Source organism: Kibdelosporangium philippinense (assembly GCF_021390435.2).
GTDB classification, from domain to species: domain Bacteria; phylum Actinomycetota; class Actinomycetes; order Mycobacteriales; family Pseudonocardiaceae; genus Kibdelosporangium; species Kibdelosporangium philippinense.
Map to the genome: position 1 here is coordinate 1,259,394 of NZ_JAJVCN010000003.1, position 15,910 is coordinate 1,275,303.

Genomic DNA, 15,910 nt, shown 5'->3' on the forward strand with positions numbered 1-15,910 from the left:
TCTTAGTTAGGCAAGAATGTCTGCTTTGGGTGGATCGTTTCGCCAGGTTTGGGTGGATTCCCCGGTCAGGGTGCGGCTCATTATGTTAGTCATCGCCCAGTGGACCATCGTGCGCGACCGCTGGGGCAGGGCTTCGTAGTCGCGCGCGAGTCGGCGGTGTTGCATCAGCCAGCCCAGACTGCGCTCCACTACCCACCGCCGGGGCAACACGTGGAATCCCTTGGCAGAAGGGCGTTTGACGACCTCAACCCGGATACCCCGCTGGGCTCCATGACGGATGACTGTGTTGTTGTAGCCACCGTCCACCCATGCCGCCGACACGGTCGGATGCGCAGCGGCGAGATGATCGAGAACCTGTTGCCCGCCAGCGGAATCCTGCACCGACGCCGCGGTCACGATTACCGCCAGCAGCAGGCCGAGCACATCGGTGGCGATGTGCCGTTTGCGGCCCTTGATCTTCTTGCCCGCGTCGATACCCTGACTGGATTCGCTGACATTGCAGGAGGTTTTCACGCTCTGCGAGTCGATGATCGCCGCCGTCGGGGCAGCAGCGCGGCCTTTCGCGACGCGGACTTGGTCACGCAACAGGTCATGCAGCGTTTCCGTTGTGCCATCGGCTTCCCACTTGGCGTAGTAGTCATAAACCGTCTTGCAGGGCGGGAAGTCGTGCGGCAGATACTCCCAGGCGATCCCGGTCCGGCACACGTACAGGATCGCGTTCACGATCTCCCGCAAGTCATGCACGCGCATCACGGTTCCCGGCCCACGCCGGGCAGCACGCCACGCCGTCAGCGTTGGCTCGATCAACGCCCAGCGAGTATCGGACAAGTCGCTGCGGTACGCACGCCGGGGCCCCACAAGTTGATCAAGGTATCAGCCGTCACCCGACACAGACATATCGCCCCAACCAAGATCAGATGCCCTCTTAGGCAGGCCGTCGCCGGTAGCGCAGCGTCATACGCCGGGAGTTCAAACGAACCGCCTACCACGGCCGCGGCGGCTACTCGTCAGGGCGCGACGGACAGTCCCGACTGCGTGCACGATATGCCGATCGCGTGGTGTTCGTTATGCAAGACCCCTCCGGCCGGAGTGCTTGCTCATGGCTACCGAACGAAAGAGGGAAACGCCTATCACAACGATCCCCACTGCACCTGGCTACACAAAGGGCAGCGATATGCAGAGCGAAAGGGCAAGAATATTCACGACATAGTTCGAGTCGCCTGGAACGCAGTGGATCCCGGCGAACTAGAGCCATGTGAGTCATGCTGCACGACGCAGTGGATGCTGCGACACGGGCATGTGAAATAAGCCAAATTCGATGAACCACCCAGACAGACAAGCATTGACCAACGTTTGCAATGCCCGCCCGGCCGCATCTGCAGATTCCTTCCACAAGCGTCCACACCCATTTCGCGGGACGCCGCACTGGATATGAGTGAAAGCTTAATCCCAGCCGATCAGCAGTCGTATTGTTATCAAAGTTCAGCGCCGCTACACGTCGAGCCGGAATTCGTCTGCGCTGCCGTCTACATATCGAACAGGTCTCCCTAATGCTTTCGATACATCAATCATGAAGCCCTGCCAGCCTGCGCGCTTCGCGGTAGCAGACAGTGGCCGACGCGGCACAAACATCCCGCTGGATTGCAGATCCCGCGGGAGGAAGAAGATGCGCATGGCGCCATCGTCATTTTCAAGGACTATGAACAGCGAGAAGTAGATACCAGCTACCATACGTTCCTGTTGTGGACCCCATGCCGAGCCAGGGAGAATGGTTGGACAGTCTGACGGTAGCGGCCCCTTGACAGACTTGGTCTTGACCTGGGCCAAGTAGCCACAAAAGTCACAGATAATGTCAGCGCACTTGAAATTCGATGGGAGCACCCTCAGTGTGCGCTCCGACGGCTTACAACCAGGACACCGAACGCGCTTGGCAACCAGCTGCTCACCGCGGTCACCCAAGGATTGCTTTGCCGTCCGCGCCATTTCCTGTCCTCCAGGGCTGGCCAGTCGCATTTTCGGAACAGATGCATTATGTCAGAACTCGACGGTCAAGCAATCCGACAATGCCCAATGCCCTCACCGACCGAACTGGGCGAGACCACCGTACGAACGACCGGCTCGGCCAGCACCACGGTCAGCCGACCGGCGCGACCGACTCGATGTTGGCGGAAGTGAATTCCCACTGTGCTTCACGAAGGTAACGCCACGAACCAACGGCCGTACAACTCACGCGGCTGGATCTCCCGGATCGTCCGGCTACCGGTCTTGCTCCGACAAGTATCAGCACGTCACGCTGGTGGTCAACCGCGTCGGACAACAGGATCGACTCTGCGCCGTCCAAGTTGGGATCCAGCTCCGCCAATCGCTCGAAAGTGTCGGAGGCATCAGCTCCACCACAGATTTTGCCGGTCGGGTCGGCGAGCAACCGCTCTGTCGGCTCGGCCGCTCCGAGCCGAACGCGGGACACTGCCCGTGTCGAGGCCATTGAGGCTGAGGCGCGAAGATCCGGGCGAGTCTCGACCATCACGACGCCCTGCGCGTCCTCGACGACTGGGGACAGCCCCGCCGCGCGCAACCGCGCTGAGTTGAACCGCCACACGCTAACCGCGCCACCGGCTTCACTGACGCCCCCAACACCCGCGACGCAGCCACCGTCGGCTGACCGGACACCACTGCCGTCAGATCCGGTGTCTCCACGAGAACCTCGGCTGTCCGACCAGCCAACTGACCGGCCACGTCACCCGAACTGGCCTCATCCGGCGTGCCATCGGTGGTGGCTACCAACGCCTCGCCGCATCCGGTCACCACGTCGTCGGCGACGACGCCCAGCAACTCCGCACCTTGCTGGCCGAGTCATGCCTTCTTGGTCAAGCTTGAGGTTGCTCCGTGTCGGAACTCGACGACGTCACCGTCGGCCATGACGTAGTCCTTGCCTTCCATCCGGACCTTGCCGGCGGCCTTCGCGGCAGCCATCGAACCCGCAGCAACGAGGTCGTCATAAGACACGGTCTCGGCCTTGATGAAGCCTCGTTCGAAGTCCGTGTGGATGACGCCAGCGGCCTGGGGCGCGGTGTCGCCCTTACGAATGGTCCACGCACGGGCCTCCTTCGGCCCGGCGGTCAAGTACGTCTGCAGCCCCAGCGTGTGGAAACCGGCGCGTGCCAATGAATACAAGCCCGGCTCGGTCTGTCCGATCGACTCAAGCAGCTCGCGGCGAGACTCCTCGTCCAGCTCCAGCAGCTCAGCCTCGACCTTGGCGTCCAGGAAAACCGCATCCGCTGGTGCGACGAGCTTCTCGAGCTCGGCCCGCCTGTCCGGGTCGGTCAGCACGGTCTCGTCGGCGTTGAAGACGTACAGGAAAGGCTTGAGCGTCAACAGGCTCAGCTCACGCAGCAACGTTCCGTCGACACCGGCGGAGAACAGCGTACGGCCGGAGTTGAGGATCTCCTGCGCGTTCTGCGCTGCTTCCAGGGCCGGACGGGCTTCCTTCTTGGTGCGCGCTTCCTTTTCCAGACGCGGCAACGCTTTCTCGAGCGTCTGCAAGTCTGCCAGGATCAGCTCGGTGTTGATCGTCTCGATGTCGCTCGACGGGTCGACGGTTCCGTCGACGTGGATCACGTCGGGGTCGTCGAAGACGCGGATCACCTGGCAGATCGCGTTGGCCTCACGGATGTTGGCCAAGAACTTGTTGCCGAGCCCCGCACCCTCCGACGCGCCCTTGACGATCCCCGCGATGTCCACGAACGACACGGTCGCGGGCACGGTCCGTTCCGACGAGAACAGTTCGGCGAGCTTGTCCAGCCGCGGGTCGGGCAGCGGGACGACGCCGACGTTCGGCTCGATCGTCGCGAACGGGTAGTTCGCCGCCAGCACGTCGTTGTTGGTCAGCGCGTTGAACAGGGTCGACTTGCCGACGTTCGGCAGGCCGACGATCCCAAGGGTGAGGCTCACGACGAACCAGTCTAACGACCCTGAATATCTACCCACATGCATATAACTTGCTCTTTATATTTACTGTTCAGGTGCCTCACACGGCCATGTCTGATTCCCGCTAGTCCTACGTCGGTCGCGGACGTACGGTCAAACCATGTTCGTTGACGAGGACCGCGGATACCGCGCCGTCGCCTCCCGGGATCCCCGGTTCGACGGCCAGTTCATCCTGGCCGTCCGGACCACCGGGATCTACTGCAGGCCATCCTGCCCGGCGACGACCCCCAAGCGCCGAAACGTCGAGTTCTACGCCACGGCCGCAGCGGCGCAAGCGGCCGGTTACCGCGCGTGCCGCCGATGCCTGCCGGACGCAGTGCCCGGATCACCGGAGTGGAATCTGCGGGCTGACCTGGCCGGACGCGCGATGCGGCTGATCTCGGACGGGATCGTGGAGCGCGAAGGCGTGACCGGCCTGGCCACGCGCCTCGGCTACTCGGAGCGGCACGTCACCCGGATGTTGACCGCGGAGCTCGGCGCGAGCCCGTTGGCGCTGGCCAGAGCCCATCGGGCGCACTCGGCGAGGCTCCTGATCGAGACCACGACGCTGTCGTTCGCCGACGTCGCGTTCGCTGCGGGCTTCGCGAGCATCCGGCAGTTCAACGACACGATCCGCGCGGTGTTCGCCGCGACCCCCACCCAGTTGAGGGTGGGAGCGAAACGGCATCGTCCACTGTCGACAGCGGGGAAAGTCAACCTGCGCCTGGCTTTCCGCCAGCCGTTCGACGGATCGGGCATCCTGGACTTTCTCAAATCCCGTGCTGTCAGCGGAGTCGAGGATGCCAGCGATGGCTCGTACGCCCGAACTCTCCGTCTCCCGCATGGCACGGGCACAGCTCGGATGCACCCGGCCCCGGATCACATCGATTGCACGCTTCGCTTGTCGGACATGCGAGATCTCGGCAGCGCGGTCGCGCGGCTGCGGCGGTTGTTCGACATGGACGCCGATCCGTGCGCGATCGACGAGCTGCTGTCCACCGATCCCGCGCTGGAGTCGTCTGTGCTGAAGACGCCAGGGATTCGCGTTCCTGGCAGCGTTGACGGCCCGGAGATCGTCCTGCGTGCCCTGATCGGTCAGCAGATCTCGGTCGCCGCGGCGCGGACGGCGCTTAGCCGCCTCGCGCTGGCTCTCGGTGAACGCCTCGAAGTGCCCGACGGCGATCTGACAACGTTGTTCCCGACGCCTGGGGCGATCGCCGAGCACGGCGCTGAAGTGCTGACTGGCCCACGTAAACGCATCGAAACCATCCTCGCGGTCAGTTCAGCCATCGCCTCTGGCGCGCTCGATGTGCATGTCGGCGCGGACCCTGACGAGCTCACGGCGGCCTTGGAGAGTTTCAGCGGGATTGGGCCGTGGACCTCGGGCTACGTGAAGATGCGCGTGCTTGGCTCGCCTGACGTCCTGCTCCCCGGCGATGTGGCGTTGCGCAAGGGGGCATTGAAACTTGGTATCACCGACCTCGCCACACGGTCGGCGGCGTGGGCGCCTTGGCGGTCGTACGCGGGCATGCACTTGTGGCGAGCAGACTTGAGGGAATCATGACTTCATACTCCACAGTAGACACACCGATCGGCCCGTTCACGGCGGTCGTCAGGGATGACGAGGTGATCGCCTCCGGCTGGACGGGCGCGGTCGACGACCTTGTCGGCCTGATCCATCCGACACTGCGGCCCGCCGAGGTCCAGTCGCGCCCGGACCTCGGCGCGGTGACCAAGGCGGTGCTCAGGTATCACGACGGTGAGCTGGACGCGATTGAGGAAGTTGCGGTCAGCCAGCGGTCCGGCGAGTTCATCCAGCACGCTTGGCAGGTGCTTCGGACCGTGCCTGCCGGGGAGCCGGTGACGTACGCGCAGTTCGCCTCGTTGGCTGGGCGTCCTTCGGCTGTGCGGGCTGCAGCAAGCGCTTGTGCACGGAACCCGGTCGCGCTTTTCGTGCCGTGTCACCGGGTTCTACGTACGGACGGGTCGATCGGCGGCTTCCGCTGGGGCCTGCCAGCCAAGCACTGGCTGCTCGACCACGAAAAACCCTCGTGAGTGGTTAGCCGTGTTCTAACCCTGCTAACCACTCACGAGGGGTGACCTGGGGAAACGTTAGGCGATCACTTCGAGGCTCGAACCGGCGCGAGCCTTGCGAACCCGCAGCCGCACGGGAATCCGTTGCCGCAGTTCTTCAACGTGCGAAACCAACCCGACAACCCGGCCGCCAGCCCGCAGTTCGTCCAAAGTGTCCATAACCTCGTCGAGCGTGTCGGCGTCCAGCGTGCCGAATCCCTCGTCGACGAACAAAGTGTCGAGCAGCGCGCCGCCAGTCTCGGCGGCCACGACGTCCGCAAGACCCAGTGCCAATGCAAGGGAAGCCAAGAACGATTCACCGCCGGACAAGGTCTTCGCTGGCCTGATCTTGCCGGAATAGTCGTCCAGCACGTCCAAGCCGAGGCCGCCGCGGGTGCCATGCGAGCCACGAGCGTCGGAGTGCACGAACGAATACCGTCCTTGGCTCATCCGGCTCAACCGAGCGGTCGCCGCGACGGCAACCTCTTCCAACCGAGCAGCCAAGACGTAAGAACGCAACGACATCCGGCGCGAGTTCTGGCCGCGGCCGTTGACCACGTCGGTCAAAGCCGCCAGCTCGGCGAATTCCTCCTCGACCGGGGACAGCGCGGCCCATTCCGCGCGCAACCGCGCTGCCAGGGCTTTCACGTCCGCCGATCGGCGTTCGGCTTCACGCAACACCGCGACTTCGCCGTCGGCGACCTCACGTGCCTTGGCCAACACGGCCGCCATGCTCGTCAAGTCGATCTCGGCCTTCGGGTCCACTCCGGCCAGATCTGGTTCTGCCAGAACGGCTTTCGCTGCCGCCGAGCGGTTTTCCAGTTCGCTGATCATCCGGTCGAGGTCGGCAAGGCGCAGTTCGTCCCGTGCAGCCGCCAACGCGGCCCCCACCTCGGTGAATCCCGCCGAGATCGCGGCTTCGTGCACCTCAGTCTGCTGAGAAGTCAACCGCTGCGACAGTTGTTCACGCTGCCCACGCGCGCGAAGCAACTCGGTCACAGCCGCCGCGGACAGCAGCACATGCTCCCGCCGCACACGCACATCCGCGTACTCGCCGCGCGCGGGATCGAGGCGCTTTTGGCGCATCTCAACGGTTTTTCCGAGCTGCTCACGTTCCGTGCGGAGGCTGGCCAGCTCCTGCTTGGCCGCCGACAACTCCGCTGAGATCGTCGCGGATCGCCGTTCCAGCTCCTCGACCTGCTTACGCTGCTCTTCCCGGCGTGCGGCCAACGCGGCCGTCGAGGCGAGCAGTTTGTCCACGTCGGACAGATCTGCGGGGTCGTCGCCCGTGGCGAGTCGCTCCTGCAACCCTGCCAGGTCAGCGATTGCCGCGTGATGCGCGCGTTCGGCCTCACCACGTTCGTTCTGCGCGTCCTGCTCGACCGCGACCGCCGCCGCTTCTTCGGCCTCGCTCACGGCGCCCGGGACCAGCTGAGCAAGCGCTGGGTGCTCGGTCGAACCGCAGACCGGGCACGCTTCGTCGGACGCCAGGCGGCTCGCCAACTCGGCTGCCATGCCGTCCAAGCGGCGCGCACGGATCGTCAACGAGTGGTCACGCGCCTGCTGATGGGCATCGATTGCCTTACGCAGCACGGCTTCCGCGTTCTTGACCTTCTCCTCAGCCTCACCGAGCCGCTCACGCAACCGGAGCCGTTCGGTCAACTCGGCCTTTCTTGCCCGCAAGCCGTCAAGCCGGGCCGCTGCCTCGCTGGCCAGCAGCAATTCCTCGGACGCGGCCTTCAGTTTCTCCGGCAACGCCACCAGATCGGCTTCAAGGCCGTTGACTTTGTCCTCCGCGGCCCAGTCGGCTTCGATCAGCTTGTTCAGCCGCTGCTTGGCTTTCTTCTGCTGCTTGGAATCCTCCAGCAGCTGCGCCAACCCGCCCGCTTCTTCGGTCAGCCGCGCGGATTCCGCACGCAGGAACGATTCGTCCGCGTCGACCCGGTGAAAGCCCGCTTTCCGGGCAGCGACAATCGCTTCTTCTTCGGCACGGATCGCGTGGTCGAGTTCGATCTGCAATTGTCCGGCGCCACGGTTGGCGACCACGACCGGAACCGCGCGCCTCGCCTTGGCGCGCTCCGCGATCCATTCCTGTTGCTGTGGCGCCATTCTTTCGCATTCGGCCAGCTCGGCCCTGGCGTTGCGCAGCCTTCGGACCCGGTCAGCCAGCTCACGGGCTTTGGTCAGGTCCTGCTCGGCCGCGGCCGCGGTGACACCGGCCTGCTTGGCTTTTTCGCGCGCTTCCGTTTCGGCTTCGGCGAGCCGGGACGCCATCAAATCGAGCCATTCACCGTCGGCCGAATGGTCCTCCGGCGGTTCCTCGCCTGCCGCCTGCGCGACCCTGGCAACGAGCCGCATCGCGCCCGCGCGGCGCGTCTCCAGGTCGCGGAAACGTTCCGTCCGGCGGTCCCTGAACCATTTCTCGACATCCGCGAAACGGTAGGTGCTGAACAATTTCTCCAGCAGCTGCTCGCGTTCCTGCGTGTCCGCACGCAGGAATCGGGCGAATTCGCCCTGTGGCAACAAAACAACCTGGAAGAACTGCTCCGCGCTCATTCCAAGCAAGCGCTCGACCGTACGGCTGACCTCGTCGATCCTGATCAGACCGTCCCGGTCATACCCGCCCGGTGGGTCGCCCACCCAGGTCAGCGAGGCCCTGGCCTGCTGTTTCGTGGTGCCCTCGCCGCGCCTTTTCGGCCGCTCGTACTCCGGGCCGCGGACCAGCCTCAGCCGGTGGCCCTGCACGGTGAGCTCCAGCTTGACCTCGGTCAACGTGTCGTTGTCGGCGTAGTCACAACGCAGCCGACGAGCATCGTTGCGCACGCCAGGAACCTTGCCGAACAACGCGAACGCGATCGCGTCGAGCAATGTGGTCTTGCCCGCGCCCGTCTCACCGTGCAGCAAGAACAATCCGTCCGCGCCGAGCAGATCGAAGTCGACCGACTCGGTGCCCGGATACGGGCCGAAGGCGGTCACCTCCAAGCTGTGCAGCCTCATCGCTCTTTCTCGCTCTCCGCCGCGGTGACGACCTCCAGCGCTTCCCTCAACCAGGCACTTTCTCGTTCAGTTGGTTCGCCGCCGCGCGCGTGCCCGACGAAGCAGCACGCGACTTCAAGATCGTCACGGCCGCGCACGGCTTCGCTGTAGCGCAACGATTCCCCGTTGCGGCCGCCCGCGGGCTGCCATTCCATGTGCACGGCGTACGGAAAGCGATCTTGCAAGCGCCGCAACGCGTCCACCGGCCTGACCTGGTCGGTGACTGTGATCGACAGGTAGTGCTCGCGGAACCGCTCGTGCGCCGGATCGGTCAGCAGATCGGCCAGCAGGCCGTCGAGCTTGGCCAACGGCCTTGGCACCGGCAGCATCCGGCGCTCGATCCCGGCGAGCCCGGCCTTGTCGATGTCCACCAGCCAGACCGATTTGTGCTGGCGCGCCTCGGAGAACGAGTACGCCACCGGGCTGCCGGAGTACCTCAGGTTGTTCGCGAGTTCTTGCGCGCCATGCAAATGCCCCAGCGCGACGTAGTCAACGCCGTCGAAGGTCGACCCGGGCACCTGTTCAACGCCGCCGACCGCGATCGGCCGCTCGGAATCACAAGCCTCACCGCCGGTTACGAACGCGTGCGCCAAGACAACCGATCTTGCTTGCCTGGTCGCAAGATCAGCCCGGACGCGGTTCATCGCCTCGGTCAGCACGCCGGTGTGGCCACGTTCGCTGATGCCCAGCGAATGCCTGGCGACTTCCGGCTCCAGATAAGGAATCCCGTAGACCGCGACATCGCCGTGGTCGTCGCGCAACAGCACCGGGCGGGCGATGTCGTTGATCCTCGTCCGCATGTGCAGACCGCCCGCTTCGGCGAATTTCCCGATCGCGCCGAGCCTCGGCGCCGAGTCGTGGTTGCCTGGTGTGATGACCAGCTGGGCGCCTGCCTCACGGATCCGGACCAGTACGCGCTCATACACCTGCACCGCTTCGGCCGATGGGACCGCGCGGTCGTATATGTCGCCGGCGACCACCACGGCGTCAATGCGCTCATCGGCGACGATGTCCGCGAGACCGCCGAGCACTGACTCCTGTTCGGCCAGCAGATCCGCTCCGTGGAAGGTTCGCCCCACGTGCCAGTCGGACGTGTGCAGCAACCTCATGACACCAAGTTAGAGCTCGCCACCGACATTCCCCGGCACCACCCCCGGCGTGTTGCCACGACAGAGTGAAACCTCCAGCTAGAACAGAACAAACACCAAAACTGTCGTACCCCTCCGACATGATGGCGCAACCAACTCAGCGAAGGGATCTCCAGTGGCTTGGGCAGTGGTTGTTCTGTCCCTGCTGCTCATCGGTGCGGTGCTGGCCCTATGGAAGCTCTACATCGACGGAATGCGGCGCACAGAGGCAGCGATGCAGCAGCTCGCGGCCGAACGCTCGCGTTACGACGAGCAGCACACGGCGCTACGGCGCTACGAGGTGGCGTTCGCGTCCATCTCCGGCCGTGGCGAACTCGGCGAGCAGGTGCTCGTCGAGACGGCCAAGATGCTCGGATTACGCGAGGGCATCCACTTCACCTTGCAGACAGATCTGGCCGGCGGCGGCGCGTCCCGGCCCGACCTGGTCCTGCTCGTCGGTGACGGCAGACGCGTTCCCGTTGACGCCAAGGCATCCATGGCGATCTGGGCCGAAGCTGTAGAGACGTCCGACCCGGAAGAACGCCTCGACGCGTTGCGGATGCACGTCCGCAACATCCGCTCCCGCGCCTCGGACCTGGCCGCCAAGGGCTACCAGCGATGGGCCGACGCGATCTACGGCACGATCATGTTCGTCCCATCGGACGCGGCGGTTGTCGCGGCGCTGGACACGGACCCGAACCTGCTGCACTGGCTGCTGGACAGACGGGTTTTCCTCTGCGGCCCAACCGGTTTCGCCGTCGTCGCGTCGGGTGCGCTGTTCGCCGCCACCGAACGTGCGCTCGCCGCCGATGTCGAGGCCGTCCGTGCCACGGCCGCCAACGCCCACCGGATGGCCGGAGCAGCGATCGACGCGGTCAACCTGTCGAGTACGCACCTGCAACGATTCCTGTCTGCCCGTCGCCGGGAACTTGACGCGCTTGAGGGCTTCCGTGCGTCCGTCAGCCCGCTGACGGAGGCCGCGGCTAGCCCGACTCCCATCGCGCCGGTCCGGCGTGCGGACGAGATCACAACCGGTGTTTCCGAACGTGAGGAGGAGCCAGCCGTGGACTGACATGCTCGTGAGTGGTTAGACGGGTTAGAACGCGCATAACCACTCACGAGGTCAAGCAGCGGCGGGTAGCGGGGCCCATCGGCCGGGGGCCTGCCGATGCCAGCGCCAGCCATATGCGTCACGGAAATCGTCCGTCCACAGGCCCCAACCGCCCTCGAATCCGACAAAGAGGTGATCACCAGTCCAAACGGACACAACTGAATCCAATGGAGTGGCCGGAATCACACCGAACGGGGTAAACCCGACGGCTATTGGCGGCTGGTACGACAGGCCTCACCTGCGAGCGTCTACCGTGTGGAAGCGTGACCGCCACGCGCGATCGCGACAGCGATCTTGACATGGACGCGGCAGAGACCGCGTGGGACGAACGTCCCGTCTTCGGCACCCGTCGTGGGCTGCCTTGGTGGGGTGCCGTCGTACTGGCGCTCCTGCTGTCCGCCGCTGGTGCGGTGGTCGACAAGAGCAGACTGGTCGACGACCAGCGGCTGACCGGGTTCGGCCTGTACCACGCGCTGTTCCTGGCCGGCTGTGTGCTGGCGGTGCTTGGCGTGCGGCGGCGCAATCTGTTCGGTCCGATGGTGCAGCCTCCGCTGATTTTCGCCGCGACCTTCATTCCTGTGCAGTTCATGCGGGAGTCGACGGAGACCGGGACTCGGAAGCTGCTCTTCGAGCTTGCCTTGCCGCTGGCCAGTTCGTTCCCGTGGATGGCTGGGGCCACGGTGGCGACGATCGCGCTTGGCGTGATCCGCCTGCTCGTTCAGCGCAACCCGGAAGGGCGTGTGGCGAGCTTAGACGCGGATGAGGACGAGCGGCCCAAGCGCCGTCCGCGCAGCGACGACCTCGATGAGGAGCCGCGCCGTCGTCCGTCCAGCCGCGAACGCGAGCGTGAGCGGGAAGAGCGTCCAAGGCCGCCGAAGGGGGAACGTCCGAGGCGCGAGCAGGCCCCACCTGCCCGTCGACCCGCCAGGGACCGCGAACGGGACCAAGAGCGCAGGGACCGAAGCGAAGCCCCGCCGCGCCGTAATCCACCGCGCCCGCGCGACCAAGGCGGCGGCCGTCCGCAATCGCAGCAACGGCGTCGTCCACGCGAGGACTACTGACACACAAAAGGGCCACCCCGTGGGGTGGCCCTTTGCACAGATCAACAGATCAGCCGGTCTTGAGGTCCTTGCGCAGCTCACGCGGCAACGCGAACGCGATCTTCTCGTTCGCCGTGGTGACCTCTTCCACGTCCAGGTAGTCCCGCTCAGCCAGGAACGCCAGCACGTCCATCACCAGGTTGTCCGGCACGGACGCACCCGAGGTCACGCCGACCGTGGACACGCCTTCCAGCCACGCCGGGTCGATCTGGTGGGCGAAGTCGACCAGATAGGACGCCTTCGCACCGGCCTGCAGTGCCACCTCGACCAGCCGCTTGGAGTTCGACGAGTTCTGCGAGCCGACCACGATCACCAGCTCACACTGGGGCGCCATCGTCTTCACCGCGTACTGCCGGTTGGACGTGGCGTAGCAAATGTCGTCGCTCGGCGGGTCGGACAGCATCGGGAACCGCGACTTCAGCTGGTCGACGCGCTCCATGGTCTCGTCGACCGAAAGCGTCGTCTGGGACAGCCAGATCACCTTCGACGGGTCACGGACCTCGACACGAGCCGCGTCCTCCGCGGTGTCGACGAGCTGCACGTGGTCGGGCGCCTCGCCCGCGGTGCCTTCGACCTCCTCGTGGCCTTCGTGGCCGATCAGCAGGATGTCGTAGTCCTCCTTGGCGAACCGCCGTGCCTCCATGTGCACCTTGGTCACCAGCGGGCAGGTCGCGTCGATCGTGCGCAGATTGCGATCTTCGGCTTCCTTGTGCACCTGCGGGGACACACCGTGCGCCGAGAACACCACAAGGGCGCCTTCCGGCACCTCGTCGGTCTGGTCGACGAAGATCGCGCCGCGTTCCCTGAGGGTCTCCACGACGTGCTTGTTGTGCACGATCTCCTTGCGGACGTAGACCGGCGGTCCGTACGTTTCGAGCGCCTTCTCCACGGTCACCACCGCGCGGTCCACGCCCGCGCAGTAACCACGCGGCTTGGCCAGCAGTACCCGTTTGGTCGTATCGCTCATGCCACCCAGGGTACGGCGACACCCAGAGTGACCCGGGTCCCAGTTGGGTGAAACAGGCGATCTGCGGCAGGCTATGCACATGACGCCTTTGCCGCTGCCGTTCCGGGTCGCCGCCGGTCTCGCCGCGACCGCCATCGAGCGCGCGCGTGAGCTGCCGCAGAAACTCGTCGAACTGCCGGTAACCGTTGCCAGTCAAGCGATGCAGCTTTCCATGCGGGTGCAGCAGGAGATCACCGCGCTGGCGATACGGGGTGACGAGGCGCTGGCGTCGTTCCGTCCGGTCGACGAGACGCCTGAGTGGGCGACGTTCGACGAGGACCTCGAAACCTACGACGTGAGCCGTCCGGAGACCAACGGCGCCGTGGTGACCGACCCGTGGGAGATGGAGGAGTCGGCGATCGCGGAGGTCGAGCGGGAAGTCGAGGAGGCCGAACAGACCCCGCCGCCAGCGGGCGTGCCGAACTACGACGACCTGTCGCTGCCTCAGCTGCGGGCGCGGCTACGCACCTTCTCCAAGGAAGAGCTCGAGGAATTACTGCGCTATGAACAGGCAAGCGCCGCGCGGGCGTCGTTCATCGGCATGCTGACCCGGCGTATCGCGTCGGTATCGGCCGCGTCCCCGCCTGATCCCCAGACTGATTCACAGTGACCGAACAGACAACGGCCGAGCAGCCGTGGCCGGTTCGCACGGTCGCCCGCAAGATCAACGAGTGGATCAGCAGGCTCGGCGCGGTCTGGGTGGAAGGCCAAGTCACCCAGTTGTCGCTGCGGCCGGGAACACAGACCGCGTTCCTCACGCTGCGCGATCCCGCCGCGGACGTATCGATGACAGTGACGGCGCCAACTCAGTTGCTGCGCGAGTTCCAACCGCCGCTGACTGAAGGCGCGCGAGTGATCGTGCACGGCCGTCCGACCTTCTTCATGAACCGCGGCACGTTGAGCCTGCGCGCCGACGAGATCCGCGCGGTCGGTATCGGCGAGCTGCTCGCGCGCATCGAACGGTTGCGAAGGTTGCTGTCCGCGGAAGGCCTGTTCGAGCGCTCCCGCAAACGCAAGCTCCCGTTTCTGCCGCGCACGATCGGACTGATCACCGGCCGCGCCTCGGCAGCCGAACGGGATGTCCTTGTGAACGCGCGAGCCCGCTGGCCGGCAGTGGACTTCCGGGTGGAAAACGTTGCGGTGCAAGGAGCTCTCGCCGTCCCGCAGATCCTGGACGCACTATCCATATTGGACCGTGACGAGCGGGTCGACGTGATCGTGATCGCCCGTGGCGGCGGCAGTGTCGAGGACTTGCTGCCGTTCTCTGACGAAACTCTGTGCCGCGCGGTCTACGCGTGCCGCACGCCGGTCGTCAGCGCGATCGGCCACGAACCAGACACTCCACTGATCGACCACGTCGCGGACCTTCGGTGTTCCACGCCAACCGATGCGGGCAAACGAGTCGTCCCGGACGTCGCGGAGGAGATCCAACGCATCAGGACATTGCGTGATCGCGCCCGCCGCGCACTACACGGCTGGGTGGATCGTGAACGGCGATTGCTCGATCAACTGCGCAGCAGGCCAGTTCTCGCCGACCCCCTCAAACCACTGGAAAGGCACGCTGAACAGGTAGAAGCGGCGCGGCAGCGCGGCCGGAGAGAGGTCATCGCACTGGTCAAGGCCGAACAGGCCGCGATTGACGGGACCAAAGCCCGCTTGACGACCCTCGGCCCAGCCGCCACTCTGGCCCGGGGATACGCGGTTGTGCAATTCGTCACTCTGGATGAGAATCTCAGGGTTCTACGGTCGGTGACCGACGCGTCACCCGGTACTCGCTTGCGAGTCAGGGTCGGCGACGGAGCCGTGCACGCGACCGTGTCCGAAGAGAACGAGTCAGCCGAGTCGGGGAGGGGAGGCAGCGGTGACGACTAGACCAGCCTTCCTTCCGTCGACGATGAGCGCGGCGGCGTCCACTGGAGCCGAAGTGGTCAGGCGCAGCGCGGAGGAAGCAGACGCGGCCGCGGCCGAATGCTGGGCGGCCCTGCTCGGCGGCTGCGACGGACCAGGACGCCGAGTACTGCCCCAACGCCTGCGTCAACTCGCCGAAGCGACGGGGATCTACGCGGGCTCAGCATGGTGGAACGGCGACGGCACGCATCTGCGCAACCGGATCAGCCGCGCCCGTGAGCGCATCGAAGACGCGGTCGTGGATCGCGACGGCGCCGAGTTCGCTGAGGCGTTCATCGGCTACGACGAGGCCGTCGCGAGCGCGCTGGTCCGCGTTGGGAGCATGATCAAGTGAGCACGGACGAACAACTCGGCTACGAACAAGCCCGCGATGAGCTGGCGGACGTCGTGGCCAAGCTGGAAGCAGGCGGCCTGTCCCTTGAGGATTCGTTGGCGCTGTGGGAGCGCGGCGAGGCATTGGCCAAGATCTGCGACCGGCATCTGGCGGGTGCGCGGGAACGCGTAGAGGCCGCGTTGGCGGCGGCAGACAAAGAAGACAAGGCCTGACGCCACTTCTCCCGGTTACCCCGCTCGGGTTACCCCC

Annotated in this window: 16 protein-coding genes; 8 read left to right on the plus strand and 8 right to left on the minus strand. The window is 65.4% G+C overall.

Going from position 1 to position 15,910, the window contains the following annotated elements; translation table 11 throughout:
• Positions 1 to 6: 6 nt before the first annotated feature.
• The 5 genes from LWC34_RS37930 to ychF form a co-directional block, all read right to left on the minus strand.
• Positions 7 to 858: an IS5 family transposase gene (locus LWC34_RS37930; protein WP_233723521.1), complete on the minus strand. Its 852-nt coding sequence runs from the start codon at positions 856 to 858 to the stop codon at positions 7 to 9.
• A 633-nt stretch (positions 859 to 1,491) separates the two neighbouring features.
• Positions 1,492 to 2,013, minus strand: coding sequence for a DpnI domain-containing protein (locus LWC34_RS59050; protein ID WP_372496706.1), 522 nt, complete (start codon positions 2,011 to 2,013; stop codon positions 1,492 to 1,494).
• Positions 2,014 to 2,134: 121 nt separating this feature from the next.
• Positions 2,135 to 2,524, minus strand: coding sequence for a hypothetical protein (locus tag LWC34_RS37935; RefSeq protein WP_233730044.1), 390 nt, complete (start codon positions 2,522 to 2,524; stop codon positions 2,135 to 2,137).
• Positions 2,524 to 2,832 (minus strand): hypothetical protein, encoded by a 309-nt coding sequence (locus tag LWC34_RS37940; RefSeq protein ID WP_233730045.1) that lies wholly within the window; start codon positions 2,830 to 2,832, stop codon positions 2,524 to 2,526. The genes LWC34_RS37935 and LWC34_RS37940 overlap by 1 nt, the downstream gene beginning before the upstream one ends.
• A gap of 21 nt (positions 2,833 to 2,853) precedes the next feature.
• On the minus strand, positions 2,854 to 3,951 hold the full coding sequence (gene ychF / locus LWC34_RS37945) for a redox-regulated ATPase YchF (RefSeq protein ID WP_233730046.1): 1,098 nt from the start codon (positions 3,949 to 3,951) through the stop codon (positions 2,854 to 2,856).
• Positions 3,952 to 4,087: 136 nt separating this feature from the next.
• Between ychF and LWC34_RS37950 the strand changes: the two genes are divergently transcribed.
• Positions 4,088 to 5,530: an AlkA N-terminal domain-containing protein gene (locus LWC34_RS37950; protein ID WP_233730047.1), complete on the plus strand. Its 1,443-nt coding sequence runs from the start codon at positions 4,088 to 4,090 to the stop codon at positions 5,528 to 5,530.
• Complete coding sequence (locus LWC34_RS37955; protein ID WP_233730048.1) at positions 5,527 to 6,021, plus strand: methylated-DNA--[protein]-cysteine S-methyltransferase; 495 nt, start codon at positions 5,527 to 5,529, stop codon at positions 6,019 to 6,021. Before LWC34_RS37950 ends, LWC34_RS37955 begins: the two co-directional genes overlap by 4 nt.
• A 57-nt stretch (positions 6,022 to 6,078) precedes the next feature.
• Here LWC34_RS37955 and LWC34_RS37960 read toward each other — a convergent pair whose 3' ends face one another.
• Positions 6,079 to 9,036, minus strand: coding sequence for an AAA family ATPase (locus LWC34_RS37960; RefSeq protein ID WP_233730049.1), 2,958 nt, complete (start codon positions 9,034 to 9,036; stop codon positions 6,079 to 6,081).
• The gene (locus LWC34_RS37965; RefSeq protein WP_233730050.1) at positions 9,033 to 10,184 is read right to left on the minus strand and encodes an exonuclease SbcCD subunit D; all 1,152 of its coding nucleotides are present in this window, start codon (positions 10,182 to 10,184) and stop codon (positions 9,033 to 9,035) included. Before LWC34_RS37965 ends, LWC34_RS37960 begins: the two co-directional genes overlap by 4 nt.
• A 154-nt stretch (positions 10,185 to 10,338) precedes the next feature.
• Here LWC34_RS37965 and rmuC point away from each other — a divergent pair, with 154 nt between their 5' ends.
• Both rmuC and LWC34_RS37975 read left to right on the plus strand, forming a co-directional pair.
• A complete protein-coding gene (gene rmuC / locus LWC34_RS37970; protein ID WP_233730051.1) occupies positions 10,339 to 11,274 on the plus strand; it encodes a DNA recombination protein RmuC in 936 nt (311 codons plus the stop codon).
• A gap of 302 nt (positions 11,275 to 11,576) precedes the next feature.
• Positions 11,577 to 12,374, plus strand: coding sequence for a DUF6542 domain-containing protein (locus tag LWC34_RS37975; RefSeq protein WP_233730052.1), 798 nt, complete (start codon positions 11,577 to 11,579; stop codon positions 12,372 to 12,374).
• Positions 12,375 to 12,423: 49 nt separating this feature from the next.
• Here LWC34_RS37975 and LWC34_RS37980 read toward each other — a convergent pair whose 3' ends face one another.
• Positions 12,424 to 13,380, minus strand: coding sequence for a 4-hydroxy-3-methylbut-2-enyl diphosphate reductase (locus LWC34_RS37980; protein ID WP_233730053.1), 957 nt, complete (start codon positions 13,378 to 13,380; stop codon positions 12,424 to 12,426).
• A gap of 79 nt (positions 13,381 to 13,459) precedes the next feature.
• Here LWC34_RS37980 and LWC34_RS37985 point away from each other — a divergent pair, with 79 nt between their 5' ends.
• The 4 genes from LWC34_RS37985 to LWC34_RS38000 are packed head-to-tail and all read left to right on the plus strand — an operon-like array spanning position 13,460 to position 15,873.
• Entirely contained in the window at positions 13,460 to 14,029 is a 570-nt protein-coding gene (locus LWC34_RS37985; protein WP_233730054.1) for a lipid droplet-associated protein, read from the plus strand.
• A complete protein-coding gene (xseA, locus tag LWC34_RS37990; protein ID WP_233730055.1) occupies positions 14,026 to 15,291 on the plus strand; it encodes an exodeoxyribonuclease VII large subunit in 1,266 nt (421 codons plus the stop codon). Before LWC34_RS37985 ends, xseA begins: the two co-directional genes overlap by 4 nt.
• Positions 15,281 to 15,661 carry a sugar ABC transporter substrate-binding protein gene (locus LWC34_RS37995; protein WP_233730056.1) on the plus strand — a complete coding sequence of 127 codons (381 nt, stop codon included), beginning with the start codon at positions 15,281 to 15,283 and terminating at the stop codon, positions 15,659 to 15,661. The genes xseA and LWC34_RS37995 overlap by 11 nt, the downstream gene beginning before the upstream one ends.
• A complete protein-coding gene (locus LWC34_RS38000; RefSeq protein ID WP_233730057.1) occupies positions 15,658 to 15,873 on the plus strand; it encodes an exodeoxyribonuclease VII small subunit in 216 nt (71 codons plus the stop codon). Before LWC34_RS37995 ends, LWC34_RS38000 begins: the two co-directional genes overlap by 4 nt.
• The last annotated feature ends 37 nt before the right edge of the window (positions 15,874 to 15,910 follow it).